The sequence below is a fragment of the Roseateles sp. Mitsp63 genome, from assembly GCF_059491535.1.
In genome coordinates this window covers 1,914,124-1,930,923 of the sequence record NZ_CP168509.1, presented here as the reverse complement: position 1 = coordinate 1,930,923, position 16,800 = coordinate 1,914,124, and the positions used below count along the sequence as shown (strand labels likewise).

At 71.1% G+C, this 16,800-nt stretch carries 18 protein-coding genes; 8 read left to right on the top strand and 10 right to left on the bottom strand.

Annotated features, from left to right (window positions below; translation table 11 throughout):
- Positions 1–50 precede the first annotated feature (50 nt).
- Both ACEN96_RS08505 and ACEN96_RS08500 read left to right on the top strand, forming a co-directional pair.
- Complete coding sequence (locus ACEN96_RS08505) at positions 51–917, top strand: 3',5'-nucleoside bisphosphate phosphatase (RefSeq protein ID WP_495588580.1); 867 nt, start codon at positions 51–53, stop codon at positions 915–917.
- Positions 918–966: 49 nt separating this feature from the next.
- Positions 967–1,620 carry an L-threonylcarbamoyladenylate synthase gene (locus tag ACEN96_RS08500; RefSeq protein ID WP_495587593.1) on the top strand — a complete coding sequence of 218 codons (654 nt, stop codon included), beginning with the start codon at positions 967–969 and terminating at the stop codon, positions 1,618–1,620.
- A 10-nt stretch (positions 1,621–1,630) separates the two neighbouring features.
- Here ACEN96_RS08500 and ACEN96_RS08495 read toward each other — a convergent pair whose 3' ends face one another.
- From ACEN96_RS08495 to ACEN96_RS08470, 6 genes are all read right to left on the bottom strand, one after another.
- Positions 1,631–1,981, bottom strand: a complete 351-nt coding sequence (locus ACEN96_RS08495) for a RidA family protein (RefSeq protein WP_495587592.1) — start codon at positions 1,979–1,981, stop codon at positions 1,631–1,633.
- Positions 1,978–2,691 (bottom strand): glycerol-3-phosphate 1-O-acyltransferase PlsY, encoded by a 714-nt coding sequence (gene plsY, locus ACEN96_RS08490; RefSeq protein ID WP_495587591.1) that lies wholly within the window; start codon positions 2,689–2,691, stop codon positions 1,978–1,980. The genes ACEN96_RS08495 and plsY overlap by 4 nt, the downstream gene beginning before the upstream one ends.
- 6 nt (positions 2,692–2,697) lie before the next feature.
- Positions 2,698–3,201, bottom strand: coding sequence for an aminoacyl-tRNA deacylase (locus ACEN96_RS08485; protein WP_495587590.1), 504 nt, complete (start codon positions 3,199–3,201; stop codon positions 2,698–2,700).
- Between the two features lie 65 nt (positions 3,202–3,266).
- Positions 3,267–4,568: a hypothetical protein gene (locus ACEN96_RS08480; RefSeq protein WP_495587589.1), complete on the bottom strand. Its 1,302-nt coding sequence runs from the start codon at positions 4,566–4,568 to the stop codon at positions 3,267–3,269.
- A gap of 15 nt (positions 4,569–4,583) precedes the next feature.
- On the bottom strand, positions 4,584–6,152 hold the full coding sequence (locus tag ACEN96_RS08475; RefSeq protein ID WP_495587588.1) for a CHAT domain-containing protein: 1,569 nt from the start codon (positions 6,150–6,152) through the stop codon (positions 4,584–4,586).
- Positions 6,127–8,460 (bottom strand): PAS domain-containing protein, encoded by a 2,334-nt coding sequence (locus ACEN96_RS08470; protein WP_495587587.1) that lies wholly within the window; start codon positions 8,458–8,460, stop codon positions 6,127–6,129. Before ACEN96_RS08470 ends, ACEN96_RS08475 begins: the two co-directional genes overlap by 26 nt.
- Before the next feature lie 217 nt (positions 8,461–8,677).
- Between ACEN96_RS08470 and ACEN96_RS08465 the strand changes: the two genes are divergently transcribed.
- The 4 genes from ACEN96_RS08465 (at position 8,678) to ACEN96_RS08450 (ending at position 11,114) form a co-directional block, all read left to right on the top strand.
- Positions 8,678–9,238: a DUF2975 domain-containing protein gene (locus tag ACEN96_RS08465; protein WP_495587586.1), complete on the top strand. Its 561-nt coding sequence runs from the start codon at positions 8,678–8,680 to the stop codon at positions 9,236–9,238.
- Between the two features lie 19 nt (positions 9,239–9,257).
- On the top strand, positions 9,258–9,509 hold the full coding sequence (locus tag ACEN96_RS08460; RefSeq protein WP_495587585.1) for a helix-turn-helix domain-containing protein: 252 nt from the start codon (positions 9,258–9,260) through the stop codon (positions 9,507–9,509).
- Positions 9,493–10,137, top strand: a complete 645-nt coding sequence (locus tag ACEN96_RS08455; RefSeq protein WP_495587584.1) for a hypothetical protein — start codon at positions 9,493–9,495, stop codon at positions 10,135–10,137. The genes ACEN96_RS08460 and ACEN96_RS08455 overlap by 17 nt, the downstream gene beginning before the upstream one ends.
- Before the next feature lie 116 nt (positions 10,138–10,253).
- Positions 10,254–11,114 carry a hypothetical protein gene (locus ACEN96_RS08450; protein ID WP_495587583.1) on the top strand — a complete coding sequence of 287 codons (861 nt, stop codon included), beginning with the start codon at positions 10,254–10,256 and terminating at the stop codon, positions 11,112–11,114.
- 11 nt (positions 11,115–11,125) lie between these two features.
- On the opposite strand, the gene ACEN96_RS08445 is transcribed toward ACEN96_RS08450, so the two are convergent.
- Together ACEN96_RS08445 and ACEN96_RS08440 are read right to left on the bottom strand one after the other, a co-directional pair.
- Positions 11,126–12,814: an acetate--CoA ligase gene (locus tag ACEN96_RS08445; protein ID WP_495587582.1), complete on the bottom strand. Its 1,689-nt coding sequence runs from the start codon at positions 12,812–12,814 to the stop codon at positions 11,126–11,128.
- A gap of 139 nt (positions 12,815–12,953) precedes the next feature.
- Positions 12,954–13,445: a GNAT family N-acetyltransferase gene (locus tag ACEN96_RS08440; RefSeq protein WP_495587581.1), complete on the bottom strand. Its 492-nt coding sequence runs from the start codon at positions 13,443–13,445 to the stop codon at positions 12,954–12,956.
- An 85-nt stretch (positions 13,446–13,530) separates the two neighbouring features.
- On the opposite strand from ACEN96_RS08440, the gene ACEN96_RS08435 reads away from it, so the two are divergent.
- The gene (locus tag ACEN96_RS08435; RefSeq protein ID WP_495587580.1) at positions 13,531–14,457 is read left to right on the top strand and encodes an alpha/beta fold hydrolase; all 927 of its coding nucleotides are present in this window, start codon (positions 13,531–13,533) and stop codon (positions 14,455–14,457) included.
- A gap of 326 nt (positions 14,458–14,783) precedes the next feature.
- On the opposite strand, the gene ACEN96_RS08430 is transcribed toward ACEN96_RS08435, so the two are convergent.
- Positions 14,784–15,305 (bottom strand): acyl-CoA thioesterase, encoded by a 522-nt coding sequence (locus ACEN96_RS08430; protein WP_495587579.1) that lies wholly within the window; start codon positions 15,303–15,305, stop codon positions 14,784–14,786.
- Between the two features lie 171 nt (positions 15,306–15,476).
- Between ACEN96_RS08430 and ACEN96_RS08425 the strand changes: the two genes are divergently transcribed.
- Positions 15,477–16,364 carry a ParB N-terminal domain-containing protein gene (locus ACEN96_RS08425; protein WP_495588579.1) on the top strand — a complete coding sequence of 296 codons (888 nt, stop codon included), beginning with the start codon at positions 15,477–15,479 and terminating at the stop codon, positions 16,362–16,364.
- Positions 16,365–16,414: 50 nt separating this feature from the next.
- Here the strand turns inward: ACEN96_RS08425 and ACEN96_RS08420 are convergent, their stop codons facing one another.
- Positions 16,415–16,780 (bottom strand): DUF4212 domain-containing protein, encoded by a 366-nt coding sequence (locus ACEN96_RS08420; protein WP_495587578.1) that lies wholly within the window; start codon positions 16,778–16,780, stop codon positions 16,415–16,417.
- Positions 16,781–16,800 lie beyond the last annotated feature (20 nt).

Genomic DNA, 16,800 nt, shown 5'->3' with positions numbered 1-16,800 from the left:
ACCCCTCCCCCCGCCTCGTCCGCCCCCTGCCCGCGCCGCCGCGCGCCGCGCTGCACGCGCAGACCAATGCGGACCTGCACTGCCACTCGACCGTTTCCGACGGCACGCTGCCGCCCGAGGCGCTGGCCGGGCGCGCCAAGGCGAACGGCGTCGAGCTCTGGGCGCTGACGGACCACGACGAGGTCGGCGGCCAGCAGCGCGCGCTGGAGGCGGCGCGCGCACTGGGCCTGGCCTACCTGACGGGGGTCGAGATCTCGGTGACCTTCGCCGGCAAGGTGGTGCACATCGTGGGCCTGGGCTTCGACCACCACGACCCGCGGCTGGTCGAAGGCCTGCGCGCCACGCGCGGCGGCCGCGGCGCTCGGGCGCGCGAGATGTCCGCGGATCTGGCCCGGGCCGGCATCCCCGGCGCCTACGAAGGCGCGCTCAGGTACGCCGGCAATCCGGAACTGATCTCCCGCACCCACTTCGCGCGCTTCCTGGTCGAGGCCGGCCACTGCGCCGACGTGCCGGAGGTGTTCCGCCGCTTCCTCACCGAGGGCAAGCCGGGCTACGTGCCGCACCGCTGGGCGGCGCTGCGCGACGCGGTGGGCTGGATCACCGGCGCGGGCGGCCTGGCCGTGATCGCGCATCCGGGCCGCTACGGCTTCACGCCGACCGAGGAGTACGCGCTGATCACCGAGTTCATGGCCCATGGCGGCCGCGGCATCGAGGTGGTCACCGGCAGCCACACCGCGGCGGAGATGGTCCAGTACACCGACACGGCGCGGGAATTCGACCTGCTGGCCTCGCGCGGCTCCGATTTCCACAGTCCTGAGGAAAGCCGCGTCGATATCGGCCGGCTCGACGAGCATCTCTCCGGCACACTGAAGCCGGTGTGGAACGCGCTCGAACACCGCATCCACTGGCCCGCCTGACGCTTGCGCGCCCGGCGGCCGCGCACACCGATTGCCCTTCGCGAGCACCATGGCCCAGATCTTCGAAGTCCATCCCGACAACCCGCAAGCCCGATTCCTGCGCCAGGCGGCGCAGATCCTGGGGCAGGGCGGCATCGGCGCGATTCCCACCGACTCGAGCTACGCGCTGGTCTGCCAGCTCGACGACAAGGCGGCCGCCGAGGCGCTGCGCCGCATCCGCGGCGTCGACGACAAGCACCACATGACGCTGCTGTGCCGCGACCTGAGTGAGCTCGGCAGCTACGCGCGCGTCGACAACAAGCAGTACCGCATGATCAAGACGGCCACGCCGGGGCCGTTCACCTTCATCCTCGAGGCGACCAAGGAAGTGCCGCGCCGGCTGTCGCATCCGTCGCGGCGCACGATCGGGCTGCGGGTGCCGGACCATCGCGTGACGCAGGACCTGCTGGCGCTGATGGGCGGGCCGCTGCTGGCCACCACGCTGATCCCGCCCGGCGAGCACGAGCCGGTCAACGACCCGCAGGAGATCACTGCCCGCTACGACAAGCTGATCCAGCTGATCATCGATGCCGGCGCCTGCCCGATGAAGCCCACCACCGTCGTGGACCTCACCGCCGAGCCGCCGGTGCTGGTGCGGCGCGGCTGCGGCGACCCGGCCTGCCTGGGCCTGGAGCTCCAGGAAGCCGAAGCATCCGCGGAATGAGGCCTGCGGATCAGACCGCGGCGGTGATCACGATCTCGATCTTCCACTCGGGCTTGGCCAGCTTGGCCTCCACCGTGGCGCGCGGCGGCGTGTGGCCGGCGGGCACCCAGGCGTCCCAGGCGGCGTTCATGCCGGCCAGGTCCTTCAGGTCGGCGATGTAGAGCTGCGCGCGCAGGATCTTCGTCTTGTCGCTGCCGGCGCGGGCCAGCAGCTTGTCGATCATCGCGAGCACCTGCTCGGTCTGGCCCTGGATGCCGGCGCTCGCGTCCTCCGGCACCTGACCGGCCAGATAGACCACGCCGTTGTGGACGGCCATCTCGGACAGGCGGGGACCGACGTCGAATCGTTCGATGCTGCTCATTTGCTGTGCTTCGCTTTGTGGGAATGCTTGGCGGCCTGCGGCTTGTGCGCATGGCCATGGCCGTGACCGTGATTGCTGGGGACCGGCGCCGCGGGCGCGGCCTTCTGGCCGAGCTTGCTCTCGGTGCCGGCCAGCAGCTTCTTGATGTTGGCCGAGTGGCGCCAGACCAGCAGCAGGCTCATCAGCACGATGGCCGGCAGCTCGGGGCCGATGTCCCAGATCAGCATCTGCAGCAGCGGCGCGGCGACCGCCGCGCTCAGCGAGGCCAGCGACGAATAGCGGAACACCACCGCCATCGCGATCCACACGCCCAGCACCGCCAGGCCCAGCCACGGGTTGATCGCGAGCAGCACGCCGGCCGCGGTGGCGACGCCCTTGCCGCCGACGAACTTGAAGAACACGGGCCACAGGTGGCCGATGAAGGCGGCCAGGCCGACCAGCGCGGCGGTGCCCTCCTCCAGGCCGTAGGGCGCGCCGAACCTGAGCACCAGCACCACCGGCACGTAGCCCTTGAGCGCATCGAAGACCAGCGTGAGGATGGCCGCGGCCTTGTTGCCGGAGCGCAGCACGTTGGTCGCGCCCGGGTTGCCGCTGCCGTAGCTGCGCGGATCGGACAGGCCCATCAGCCGGCTGACGATCACCGCGAACGACAGCGAGCCGATCAGATACCCGGCCACGACGGCCAACAAGGAGAACACGGTACTTTGCATGGGGCGCTATTCTGCCCCGGACTTCAGCGCGCACTCGACCGGGCGGGCCGCGAGCAGCTCCGTCAAAACCCGGGGTTCGAGGCTGACGAGATAGCCGCGCCGGCCCCCGTTGATCAGGATGCGGGGCAGCGCCAGCACCGTCGATTCGACGAACACCGGCATCGCCTTGCGCGTGCCGAACGGCGAGGTGCCGCCGACGAGGTAGCCGCTGTGGCGCTGGGCGACGTCGGGCTTGCAGGGCTCGATCTTCTTGCAGGGGATCTGGCGCGCCAGCTCCTTCAGGCTGACGGTGCAGTCGCCATGCATCAGCACGATCAGCGGCTGCGCCTTCTCGTCCTGCATCACCAGCGTCTTCACGACCTCATGCTCCGGCACGCCGAGCTGCTTGGACGACTCGCCGGTGCCGCCGTGATCGACGTAGTCATAGACATGCTCGCCGAAGGCCACCCCGTGCTGGCGCAGCAGCTGGGTCGCGGGCGTCTCGCTGACATGGGCGGATTTCTTGCTCATGGGCGCGGATTGTCGGCGCGCCCGCGTGCCGCCGTCTTGTACGTGCTTGCGCCGGGCCCGCGCCGTCAGCGTGGCATGGCCCCGACGGCCAGCGCCTCGACCAGGCGCGCGGGGTCGCATCGCGCCGCCGGCAGCGGCGCCCGCGCCAGGTAGGCCGCCATGTCCTGGGAGTCCTCGTCGAGCGAGCTCGCGGCGGGCGGGCGCGATCCGGGCGAGGCACGCATCTCCGCCACCGCCTCTCCCACCGCGACGCCGATGCGGTCCAGCGTCCCCTTCTGCGCCTGGGAAAGCAGCAGCCCCTCGTTCATCCGCGCGCGCATTTCCTTCCATTGCAGCAGCACGCCCTTGCCGGTGCCGGCACGCACCGGCGCGCCCGCGTCCAGGCCCTGGATCAGCGCGTAGCGCTGCTGGTCCTTGAGGAAGGCCACCTGATAGAACTCGATCAGGCCGACGCGGTGCGCCTCGCTGAGGTCGGGCGACGCCACGACCTCGCCCAGGCACCGGATGAGCAGGGCCTTGGCCTCGGCGAGCTGGCCCGCGGGCAGCAGGCGCTGGGCCTCGCGGAACAGCGCGTGGAACGGCAGCGAGGCGTAGTCGGCCCGGGCCGGCAGCGTCTCGATGCGGACCAGGCAGTAGTCCCATTCCTCGACCCGCTTCAGCGCCGTCCCCTCGCGCCGGTGCAGCAGGCCGTCGCAGACCTCCAGCGCCGAGGCGTCGACCTCGCCCGCCGCGGCGTTGAGCAGCGCCAGATAGCTGTCGCGCAGCGGCGCGACGGCGCTGCCGAAGACATGCCGCTCGGCCAGCCGGCACTCGATGTCAGCGCTCAGGCCCAGGCTCTCGAACAGCTCGCTGCTGAGCTTGTCGGCGAGCCGCAGCTGCGCGCCGAGTCCGGCGATGTCGACGACGCCGAACAGCTTGTCGAAGACCGCGAACAGCGACTTGCGCAGGTCGGCCACCCGCGTGCGGAACAGGCCGGCGAACAGCGCCACGTCGTCGCCGGCATAAGGCACCGGCCCCGCGACCCGCGTGTTGAGGAAGCGCACGCCGGTCTTGCCCACGCCGGCGCCGGTCTCCTGCAGCGGCTGCAGCAGCTGGTTGCTGACGAAGAAGGGGCTGTCGACGGTCTTGCCGCCGTACTTGAACTGCGTGGAGAAGAGCGCGGCCGGCGCCCACTCGTTGAGGAACTCGCGCTGGTCGCGCAGGAACATCTCGGCCAGCCGCACCTGGAAGTAGCCCAGGTCGGCCGGATCCGGCGGCGGCCGCAGCAGCTCGCCGCTGACGCGCTCGCCGGGAATGAAGGCGGACACGGTGCGGCGCGCCGGCGTGCGCTTGAGCCCGTCCCAGAGCCGGTCGATCTCCCATGCCATGGTGACCCTCCCCGTTCAGGCCGCGGCGGCCTGGTGGTCCAGCATCTGCATGAACAGCTGCGGCGCCACCCAATGGCCCTGGCTGCGATAGCGCCGGTGCAGCAGGCGCTTGGCCTGCATGAAGGAGTACTCGAGGTAGCGGTGGTCGCGTCCCTCGCTGAACAGGCAGGTGTAGAAGGCCTCGGTGAAGCAGGCGGCCACCGCGTCCTCCATCGGCCAGGCATAGCCGGCCACGGCCGGCACCTTGGCCCGCACGAGCTTCATGATGAAGCTCGCCTTGGCGCTGTGGCAGCTGCTGAGGAACATGAACTGCACCGACGAGGTCCAGCCGGCGAAGTCCTCCGCCGTCACCAGGTCGCTGTCGGCGCCTCCGAACGCCAGATAGGCCGTCTCGTCGTCGCCGATGTCGGAATGGCCGCAGTAGTGCACCAGCGCGTACGGATGCGCGGCCAGCTCCTGGCGCACCGCCTGGGCGAAGGCGCCCTCGGCATGGTCCGCGTGGCGCAGCACCGTGATCCGGCCCACCTCCTGGCCGCGCGACGCCAGCCAGTCGCCCAGCCAGGCCGATTCGCGCCGCGCGGCCGGCAGCGCGTGGAATTCGCGCAGCAAGGGCGCGCCGGCGGCGAACGCCTCGTCGCAGCCCAGGATCAGCAGGCAGTCGACCGGCTCGACCTGGCTGCGCCGGTCCTTGAAGAGCGGCGGACGCTCGCCCCGGTCGCCGTACTTGCGGAACATCGGCGCGCGCAGCATCCAGAAGTCCGGTGTCTCGGACAGCTTGTCGGGCTTGGCCAGCGTCTCCAGATGGATGGGATGCGTCCGCTCGTCGACGTTGAAGCGGATGCGCGCGATCGACAGTCCGCCATAGCTGTGGACGCTGTTGTTGAGCTTGATCTCCAGGTCCTCGCTCTTGAGGTTGTCGGCCATCAGCAGCTTGTAGATGCTCAGGCCCAGCGATTGCATCGCCGTCGAGCTGGGGCTGCTCCTGAGGTCGCTGCGCCCGCGCAGGTCGTCCAGTTCGGTGTCGTCGATGTCCATCTTCCCGGAGTCCTCGACGGCGATGCCGCCCGCGCCGCGCATGCTCCAGCAGCTCTGCTGGCGGTGGCGCAGCACGATGTCCAGGTCGACGCGGTAACGGGCCGGCGCCGCCGGGCCCGCCGCCACGCCCGGGGCGGACGCCGGACCGCTCAGCGCGCGGACGCGCTCGGCCAGGTTCCCCGCCAGGTCCTGGGCGCCGATCAGTTGCACGCCCTCCACGCCGGTGGCCTCGCTGACCCGCTCGGTGTCGATGAAGCTGCACACGAGCAGGGCCGGCGTCGTCACGCCCAGCCCGCGCAGCTGCCGCACGAAGTCCAGGCCGCTCAGCTCGCGGCGATCGACGTCCGGCACGGCGCTGGCGCTGGCGCGCGCGGTCAGGCTCGCGACGATGAGCCGGCATTGGGACATGCCCTCGCTGAAGGCCAGCGCCTGGGCGTCCTGGACATTGCGGGCCAGGCGGCAGCGGTCCGCGGTCAGCACCGCGCCGACGGCGCCAGCCAGGTAGCCCAGCATGTCGTCGTTGTCATGAAGGATCAGCGTCCAGCCCATGGGACCCTCCCGTTGCCGCCAGCGGCAGCTCCAGTTCGAACATGACCCGCGTCGCGAGCTCGCTGCGGAAGCGGCCGCCCGCGGCGCCCACGATGGCCGAGATTTCGTCGGCAGCCAGCGCGACATCGGTCGCGGTGCGGCGGCGCCAGCGGTCGAGCACGCCGGCGGACGCGTCCGCGCCCAGGCCTGGGGCCCAGTCGCCGCTCAGCGAGATGGCGGCCGTGCGCCGGCCCTGGCTGATGGACAGCCCGATCAGGCGGTCCTGCGGCCGCGTGCGCAACGCGAAGGACAGCGCGCTCTCCAGGCAGAAGCGCAGGTCCTCCCGCGGCGCGAGCACACGCACGCCGGCCGGCAGGGCGCCGCGCGACAGCGCGCCCTGCTCCGATTCGGGCAGTTCGCGCCAGACCTGCTCCACGAGCTCGCCGAGGTCGACCTCCTGACGGCCGCTGGTCGGTCCGTCGGGCGTGCTCAGCCGCAGCAGCCGCTCCAGCGGCAGGTCGGCCTTGCGGATCTGCTTGAGCGCGGCCTCGATGACGGGCCGCAGCGCGCCGTCGCCGCGGCCGAGATCGGACAGCCAGCCGGCGGCCAGCGCCAGCGGCAGACGGCTTTCCAGCGACGCATGCCGGAAGACCTCCTTGAGGGTGGCGAGCTTCTCAGCCTCCCGCTCGTAGGTCAGGTCGCTGATGACGAACACCCGCCCGCCCAGATGCAAGGGCAGCAAGGCGCCCGAGAGCGCGGCGCCGAGCCGGCGCCCATCGGCCGCGGCGATCTCCACCAGATGCCGCGAGAAGCTGACGGTGCCCGCGATCGCCTCGGCCATCGCGGTGTCGGCGATGAAGTCCTTCAGCGAGCGGCCTTGCGCCTGGGCCTCGTCCGCGAGGCCGAGGATCCGCAAGGCCGCCGGATTGGCCCGGCGGATCAGGCAGCGGCGGTCCGTCTCCACCACCGCGTCGTTGATCGAGTTCAGGATCGCGGCGCGCATCTCCAGCAGCGCCACCCGCTCCAGGATGTGGCCGGCCTCCAGCGCCAGCATCGTCAACGCGCGCTCCTCCTCCTGCGCGTAGGCCTGCGTGCAGCAGGAGGCCAGCTGCAGCACCCAGCGGCGCGTGTCGCCCGGGATGGGCAGCGCGAGCCGCGATCGCAGCGGGCGTGCCGCGTCGGCGGCGGGCTCGATCTCCTCATAGGCCAGGCGCTGCTGACCGAAGGCATCGGCCACCAGTCCGCACTCGCCATCGACGAGGCATTCGGAATCCCGCAGGCCACCCTGCCCCGCCGACTGGCTGATGGCGCGGAAGCGGCCATGGTCCTCGTCGCGCTGGAACACGACGGCCTCGTCCCAGCCGAAGTCCTGCGTCAGCCGCTGCGTCAGGACCGCGGCCACGGCATCGACGTTGGAGGCCTGCCGGCCCATCTCGCCGACCAGGTCCACGCAGGCCTGCAGGCTGCGCTGCTCCTCGAAGTGCAGCGCCATCAGCACCGCCTGCCCGAGCGGCAGCCGCTGGCACAGCGCCAGTTGGCCGTCGGTGAAGGGCCGGTCGCCGCGCGAGTCCAGCGACAGGAAGGCCCGGATCTCGTCGCCGCTGCAGATCGGCAGGCTCAGCGTGTAGCGCACGCCGCTCTCGAGGAACTCGCGGGTGGCGGGATCGTTCTCCGCCATGAGCGCGTAGTCGGGTTGCTCGAACATCTCGCGCACGTCGATCGTGCGCGGCGTCTCGGCGTCGATGGTCCCGGCGATGAAGGCCGGCATGGGCCACCACTTGAAGGTGTCCCGCGCCGGATCGTGGTCGGCGCTGGGACGCAGCACGCGCAGATGGCGCCGGTCCTCGCTGACGGGAATGACCTTGAACGCGTCGAAGCCGATCAGCCGCCTGAGCTGCGCCGCCAGCGCGTCGATGATGGCCTGGCCGGATCGCAGGGTCTCCACCGCCTGGTGGATGGCGCGCGTCACTTCCTCCTCGCGCCGGTCGCGCAGGATCGCCAGCGAGCCGGCGATGGCGCCGTCGGGCGCAATCACCGGCAGCGCGAAGACGCTGATCGGGATGCGCTCGCCGGTGGCCGGCCGCGTGAAGCAGGTCTGGTAGCTGGACGCATCGCCGCGCAGGCGCTTGCCGAATTCCACCGCGACGCGCTCCCGCTCCTGGCCGTCCGGGAAGAACGCGCTGAGCGGCAGCCCGACGGGATCGGCGCTGCCCATCAACTCGCAGGCCGCGGCGTTCGCGAAGTCGCAGCGCTCCTCCAGGTCGAAGCGCATGACGGCCTGCTCGAAGCGCGACAGCGCGCTGACGTCGATCGCGATCCGTTCGCCCATGGCATCCCCTCCCCCGGAGCCCCACCTCCCGGGCGCGGCCGGTCCGCAGTGTGTGGCCGTCCCTGTGCCTGGACATCCTCAATCGGAGGGACGGCGGGGCGGAACGACGCACGCGTTCTAGGGGGATGCGCATTCGGGCACTTCTTTACCCGGTTCGGCGTTGCGCTTTCAAAATTATTGTTTTACAGTAATTTCTTACCAAATTACGGTAACCAGCATGACGGTCCCGAGCGACGCCCCTTTCCCCTCCAGCCTCCAGCGCATCCGCTGGATCGCGCACTGCGTGCGCGCGATGGCGTTGATCGCGACGGCGCTGCTGATCGGCTTCCAGGCGATGTTCTGGACCAACGCCGCGATGGTGGAGCGCACCGTGCGCGAGGATTTCGGCCACGACGGCGCGCTGCAGGTCGACGCGGTCTCGCGGGCCTGGGGTTTCGCCGCGAACCTGCCGATGACGCTGCTGACCCTGTACGCGCTGGTGACCCTGTGGCGGCTGTTCGGCGGCTACCTGCGGGGCCAGGTCTTCACCGCGGCCTCGACCCGGCACCTGCGCCGCATCGGCCAGTCGCTGACGGCGATGGCGCTGGTGATGCCGCTGTCCGAGACCGCCACCCTCCTCGCGCTCACGGCGCGCAATCCGCCCGGACAGCGCCTGCTGACGGTGCACCTGGGCAGCCAGCACTACATCGTGCTGCTGCTGGGCCTGGTGCTGACGGCCATGGCCATGGTCATGAGCGAGGCCCAGCGGATGGCGCAGGAAAACGCCGAGTTCGTCTGAGCACCGCGCCGAGAACCCCATGCCCATCGTCGTCCGACTCGACGTGATGCTCGCGCAGCGCAAGATGCGTTCGAAGGAGCTCGCCGAGGCCATCGGCATCACCGAGGCCAACCTCTCGCTGCTGAAGTCCGGCAAGGTGCGCGGCGTGCGCTTCGACACGCTGTCGCGGATCTGCGCGGCGCTGCAGTGCCAGCCGGGCGACCTGCTGGCCTGGGAGGACGGCGGCCACGACGGCGGCGGCCAGGAGGGAGCTGATGATGGTGATGCCTGAACCCCGGCGATGGACGCGAGCGCGCGTGCTCGCGATCGGCGCGGTGCTGCTGTTGCACGTGCTGCTGCTGGGCTGGCTGCAGCAGGCCTGGCATCGGACGGACGCCCATCGCGATCAGCGGAGTTCCTCCATCCGGATGATCACGATCACGCTGTCGCCGCTGCCGGCGACGGCCTCCGCGCGGAAGCCCAAGGCGGCACCGGAGCGGCGGGCCGCAAGGCCTGACCCCGCCGCCCGGTCCGCTGCCGCGGCGCGGCCGCCGGCGCGGGTCCTGGCGCCGGCGCCGGAAATCGACGTTCCGGCGAACGAGCCGCGCGCCACCGTGATCGTCGCCGCGCCGGCGCCCGCCTCGGCGGCCTCCGGACCATCCGGCCGCGACCTGCTCTACGGCGCGGCGACGCGCAACGCGATCCGTCAGTCGACGCAGGGCCAGCCGCTGCTGGCCGAGCGCGCCGACCAGGCCAGCCAGGCGCCGGACAAGGTCGAGGCGTCCGCCAAGCTCGGCAAGGAGATGATGAAAGGCGCCAACGGCGACTGCCTCAAGGGCGAGTACGCCGGCGGCGGCATGGGCCTGCTGAGCGCGCCGTTCTGGCTGCTCGCGGAGGCGCGCGGCAAGTGCCGCCGCTGACCCACAACCCGAGGACATCGCGCGGTTTTCGCGCCATCCCCCACCGTCTTCGTCAACGCATTTGCATCCCGCGCCGTTCTGCGCGGATCGTCCTTCGCGACCAGGGAGAGAGAGAAGTGAGAGTCCAGCCCTTCACCCATGCGGCCACCGCCGCCGCGCTTGCCATCTCAGGCCTGCTGATGGCCGGCGGCGAGCCGGCCAACGCGGCGAGTTCAGCCGCGAATCCGGCGGCGACCACCGCCGCGGCCACGCCGCCCGCGCCCGCGGCCTCCGCGCACGATCAGGCCGTCGCGCTGCCGACGGTGCAGAGCGACATGAAGCGCGGCACATCCTTCCCCTACAAGCGGCTCAACGAGCTGCTGTCGAAGCTGCGCACCGAGGGCGAGGGCCTGTTCGTGTCGCGCTTCGTGCTCACCGACGCGAAGGACTCCGACAAGCCGCCGCCCGCCGGCACCAAGCTCGCGCTGATGAGCGCGGACGACTACATCCCGATTCCGCTCGATGCCAAGGGCGCCTTCGACCTGCCGACCTTCCCCGCCGACCGGGCCCGGGACATGGACTTCGGCACCAACGCGGCCAAGGGCGACCTGGGCGTGCGCCTGAGCATCGACCTGGCGACCTCGCCCGAGATGCTGGACATGGGCACCGTGCGCCGCGTGGTGGTGGTCGGCCAGCGCCTGCGCACCGAGCTGCTGCCCTGGTACGTGCGCTGGATGTTCCCGCAGATCGAGGGCGTGATCGCCTGCAGCGACCAGCCGCAATGGACGCTGGACTGGACCGAGGACGGCCAGCGCTGGCGGCTGCCGCTGCCGGCCGATGCGCAGCAGCGCGAGCCGGAGACGCCCAAGGGCAAGCCCTCGCGCGCCTGCACGGTGCTGACGGGCCAGGAGCAATGGCCCGACGCGGCGCTGTTCCAGCCGCCGCCCGGCGCCAACACCAAGCTCTACGTGAAGCTGCGCAACGCCCGCGCGAGCTAGGCGCCAGACGCTCAGGCGCGCGCCGCGGCCCGGTCGGCTTCGAGCTGCCGCAGCACGCGGCGCTGCACCTTGCCGGTGGTGGTCATCGGCAGGCTGTCGATGAACTCGATCTCCTTCGGGTACTCGTAGGGCGCGAGGCGCTGGCGGACGAAGGCCTGCAGCTCCTGCGTCAGCGCCGCCGACGGCTGCCGCCCCGGCGCCAGCACCACGAAGGCCTTCACCAGCGCGCCGCGCTCGGCATCGGGCTTGGGCACGACGGCCGCGTTGGCGACGGCGTCGTGGCGCACCAGGCAGTTCTCGATCTCGCCCGGCCCGATGCGATAGCCGGCGACCTTGAACTGGTCGTCGGCGCGGCCCTGGTACCAGAGGTAGCCGTCCTCGTCGGCGCGCGCCAGGTCGCCGGTGCGGCACCAGCTGTCCGAGGGGTCGCCGGTGAACTTCGCGGCGGTCGCCGCCTCGTTGCCCCAATAGCCGAGGAAGAAGATCGGATCGAGGTCCCCGTGCGCGTCGCGGCGATGGACCGCGACCTCGCCAATCCGTCCAGGCGGACAGACCTGGCCGTCGTCATCGATGACCGCGACGCGGTGACCCGGATAGGCGCGGCCCATGCTGCCGGGCCTGGCCGGCCACAGCCGCTCGCAGTTGCCGACGACGTAGTTGATCTCGGTCTGCCCGAACATCTCGTTGACCGTCACGCCGAGCTCGCGCTTCACCCACTCGAAGACCGCGTCGCCGACGGCCTCGCCCGCGCTCATGACGGCCTGCAGCCGCAGCGTGTAGTGCTCGGCGGGATGGGGCACGGCCTTCATCATCGCCTTCAGCGCGGTGGGGAACAGGAAGGTGTGGGTGATGCCGTAGTGCTGCATCAGCTCCAGCGCCTTCTCCGGCGAGAAGCGCCCCTGGTAGCCGAGGATGGGCCGGCCGAAGCACAGCGACGGCAGCAGCGCGTCCATCAGGCCGCCGGTCCAGGCCCAGTCGGCGGGGCTCCAGAACACCGCCTCGCTGCGCACCGACGGATCGGCGGGATCGAAGCCGAACCAGTTCTGGCTCGCGATGAAGCCGGTGAGGTTGCCCAGCAGCGCGCGCTGCGGCAGCAAGGCGCCCTTGGGCGCGCCGGTGGTGCCGCTGGTGTAGATCAGGATGGCGGGATCCTCGGCCGCGTTGTCGCGGGCGGCGAAGCGCGCGTCCTCGGCCTGCAGCGCGGCCATCCAGCCGGACTCGCCCTCGCGTCCGCCGGCCTCGCCCACCACCAGCACCTGGCGCAGGTCCGGGCATTGCGCGCGCGCCTGGCGCAGCGCCTCGAGCGCGCCCGCCTCGACGATGGCGACGCGGGCGGCGCTGTCCTTGAGGCGGTACTCCAGCGCGTCGGAGCCGAAGAGCATCGACAGCGGCATCGCGACCGCGCCGAGCTGGTTGATCGCGATGTGCGCGACGGCGGTCTCGAAGCGCTGCGGCAGCACGAGCGCGACGCGATCGCCGGCCTCCACGCCCAGGCGCCTGAGCGCGTTGGAGAGGCGGTTGGCGGCGCGTTGCAACTGGCCGAAGGAATACTGGGCGCGGCATCCGCTGTCGCTGTCGAAGAGGATGGCGGGCGCGTCGGGGGTCTCGCGGGCCCAGCGGCCGCAGCAGAGTTCGGCGATGGCCAGGCGCTCGGGCACCTGCCAGCGGAAGGCGCCGTGGATCAGCGCGTAGGCATCCATCGCGTCACATGCTCCTGGTCGGGACAAGAGCGTGGATGCTAGCGAGCGGGTCCCGCCCGGTCTTCATGGAAAGCCCGTAGCGCCAGGACGGTGCGCGGGCGCGCCCTACACTGGCGCGAAACGGCCACGCCGTCCGGCCTCAGCCCTTGAACTTGGCGAGCGCGTCGCCGGTCAGGCGGCACAGGCGCCAGTCCGGCATGATCGTCGCGCCCATCTTTTCGTAGAAGCGGATGGCGTTGTCGTTCCAGTCGAGCACGCACCATTCGAAGCGGCCGTAGTCGCGCGCGATCGCGACTTGCGCCAGGTGGGTCAGCATGCGCTTGCCCAGGCCCGCGCCGCGATGCGCGGGCTGCACGTACAGGTCCTCGAGGTACAGGCCCGGCTTGCCCAGGAAGGTCGAGAAATTGGTGAAGGTCAGCGCGAAGGCGACGACCGCGCCACTGTCGTGCTCGGCGACCAGGGCTTCGCAGACAGGGCGCTCGCCGAAGAGGTGCGGGAGCAGCTTCTCCGGCGTCACGTCCATCAGGTGGGACAGGTGCTCGAAGTCGGCGAGCTCGCCGATCAGGCCGACGATCGCGGCCAGGTCATCGGGGCGGGCGGGGCGCAGGGTGTAGGCGTCGGAAGCGGTCATGGCTCTTGGGAGTGGTCGGAAGCTTGCCGACCGATTGTCTCCATGGCGAAAGCGCGCTGGCGGCCAGGCCATTAGAGTCGCGGCCATGAGCACTACCCCGCGCCCCGACGAGTCCACTGCCCATCGCGTCCGCCGCCCGCATCGCAGCGGCTTCATGACGCTGCGCGGCCTGCGCCATCACGTGCTGCGATGGGGCCCCGAGCCCGATGGGCAACGGCCGCTGCTGGTGATGGTGCATGGCTGGATGGACGTGGGCGCGTCGTTCCAGTTCATGGTCGACGCCTTCCGCGAGGAGCGCAGCGTCATCGCGATCGACTGGCGCGGCTTCGGGCTCACCGACGGCAATGGCGGCGATGCGTACTGGTTCCCGGATTACCTCGGCGACCTGGATGCGCTGCTTGATGCGGTCAGCCCCGATGCGCCCGTGGATCTGCTCGGGCACAGCATGGGCGGCAACATCGCGATGACCTATGCCGGCGTGCGGCCGCAGCGGCTGCGCAAGCTGGTGAACCTGGAAGGATTCGGGCTGCCGGAGACCACGCCGGAGATGGCGCCCGCGCGGCTGGCCAGTTGGCTCGACGAGCTCAAGGCGCCGCAGAGCCTCAAGAGCTACGACAGCGTCGAAGGTGTCGCGCAGCGGCTGATGAAGACCAATCCGAGGCTGAGCGCGGAGAAGGCGCATTGGCTGGCGCCGCATTGGTCGCGGCAGAAGGACGACGGGCGCTGGCACATCCTCGGCGACCCGGCGCACAAGCGGACCAATCCGGTGCTGTATCGCAAGGCGGAGGCGCTCGCCTGCTGGTCGCGCATCGAGGCGCCCACGCTGTGGGTCGAGGGCAGCGAGACACAGCTCTCGCAGTGGTGGGGCGACCGCTATCCGCGCGAGGACTTCGAGGCGCGCCTGGGCGTCGTCAAGGACCTGCGGCGGGTCACGCTCCAGCAGGCGGCGCACATGTTGCACCACGACCAGCCCGAAGCGCTGGCGCGCGCCGTCGAAGAGTTTCTGGGGTAGCGGCCTGCGTGAGGCCGCTGGCCCTCACCCCTCCCTCTCCCACTTCGCGGGAGAGGGAGTAAGAGCCGGACGTCGTAGTAAACCCCTCGCCCCAGCGGGGAGAGGGAGGGAGAGGGGGCTCGTGCCACAGCGCTGCTGCCCTTCGAAGCACCCCCTCTCCCCTGCCCTCTCCCCCCTCGCGGGGGGCGAGGGAGTTGGTCAGCAGCTGCGCTCGACACGGTTGCTCTCCCGCAAGCGGGAGAGGGTGCAAGAAGCGCCGCCGGTATTACCCCCTCGCCCGCTTGCGGGAGAGGGAGGGGTGAGGGCCAGCGGCCGCCCGCAGTCCTTTACTCCGAAGCGTCTCCGCCGGAGAGAGACGGAGAAGCCACCACCGCGGCCTGATACGCCGCGACGAATTCCGGTGGCATCCGCTTCGGCCTGCCGCTGCTGATGTCGATGCACACCAGCGCCCATCGCCCGCGCATCAGCGTCTGGCCGTCGCTCGCGCGGCGCAGCTGGAAACGGCGCTCCATCGCCAGCTTCCCATCCCCCGCCGTCAGCCAGGTCCCCAGCACCAGCGCCTCCCCTTCGAAGGACGGCAGCAGGTAGTCATATTCCCCATGCCGGATCGCCATCGCCCGGTCCAGCCGGCGGTAATCCTCCAGATCCAGCCCCAGCGCCACCGAATGCGACCACGCCACCTGCTCGCACCACTTCACATAGACCGCGTTGTTGGTGTGGTTCAAACCGTCGATGTCCGCCGGCTGGGGGACCACCGCCAGCCGATGGGGGAAGGGATGGTCCCAGCCGCTGATCAAGGGGTCCGAGGGGTCCAAGGGGCCGGCCGGCTGCGCGATCGCTTCGCTCATGAGGAGGTGTTCCGTGGGATTTCCGACGCCCGTGCTCGGAGTGCGACAGCTTAGCCGCGCGGATTGGGCAGAATGCCGCCCTTTTCCGGCATCGTCCGCCGCCCGCGCGACCCCGCGCGCGATGCGCACATCCGCCTCCGCCCGCCTCCGCATTCCCCGCTGTCCGTCGTCATGAACATCATCGTCACCGAAGAACTCAAGGCCTACATCGATCCGCTGACCGAGGACGAATACGCCGCGCTCGAGCGCAGCATCCTCGCCGAAGGCTGCCGCGACGCGCTGGTGCTGTGGGGCGACATCCTCGTCGACGGCCACAACCGCCACGGCATCTGCACCAAGCACGGCATCCCCTTCCAGACGGTGCAGAACACGCGCTTCAAGTCGATGGAAGACGTGCACCTGTGGATGATCGACCAGCACCTGGGCCGCCGCAGCGTCTCCGACTTCCAGCGCGGCGTGCTCGCGCTGCGCAAGAAGGAGATCATGGAAGCGCGCCGCCTGGCCGTGCTCAACGACCCCAGCCCCGAGGCCTCCGCCGCCGAGACCGAGGCGCCCGCCAGCGCCACCGGCGCGCCGGTGCCCGACGCGCCACCGCTCAAGAGCCGCGAGGCCATCGCCCGCGCCGCCCGCATCAGCAGCGCCACCGTGACGCAGATCGAGAAGATCCAGAAGGCGGCCGCCCCTGAGCTCGTCGCCGCAGTCCGGTCGGGCGAGGTCTCCATCAGCGCCGCCGCCGTCATCGCCGACCTGCCCGCCGAGGAGCAGGCCGCCGCCGCCGCCGGCGGCAAGAAGGAACTGCGCCAGGCCGCCAAGCGCGTGCGCGAATCCCGCGTCGGCAAGAAGGCCGCCGGCGACGCCGTCGCCGAAGTGGCCGTCGCGCTGCTGGACGTGCCCACCAACGCGGACGGCGAGCTCGAGGCCGATCCCGCCGTCGCGCTGCTGCGCGCCCAGGTCAGCGCGCTCCAGGACGAGAACGTGAAGCTGCGCGGCCAGGTCGCCGAACTGCAGGCGCAGCTCGCCGCCGCGAAGCAGGAATCCACGGATCCCTCGCCGTTCTGACGCTGGCGCGGCACCGGCCTGGCGCCGGCCTGGCACCGGCATGATGGGGCTCAGAAGCCGGTGATCGGCCCCGAGCGATCGCGCTCGGGCCGCTTGCCCTCGGCCTCGTCCGAATACGGCGCGGGGTCCTTCACCCCGGCCGCCGCCTCCCGGCGGTTCATGACGGTCGCGTAGATGACCACGATCGCCACGTAGACGATCAGCGCCCCCTGCGACCCCACCCAGAAGCTGAACGGCCAGCCGAAGAAATCGAAGCTCAGCGCCCGGGCGAAATAGGCCACGCCGAAGCTCACCGCCGCCCACGCGGCCAGCAGCGCCAGCGTCAGCCGCCAGTTGCCGCGCCGCACGCGCCTGCGGCGGGCGCGCATCGTGCCGGACGGGGAACCTGCTTCGGGGACAGGGGGTTTCGGGACCATCTGGTCATCTTAGGGAGCCC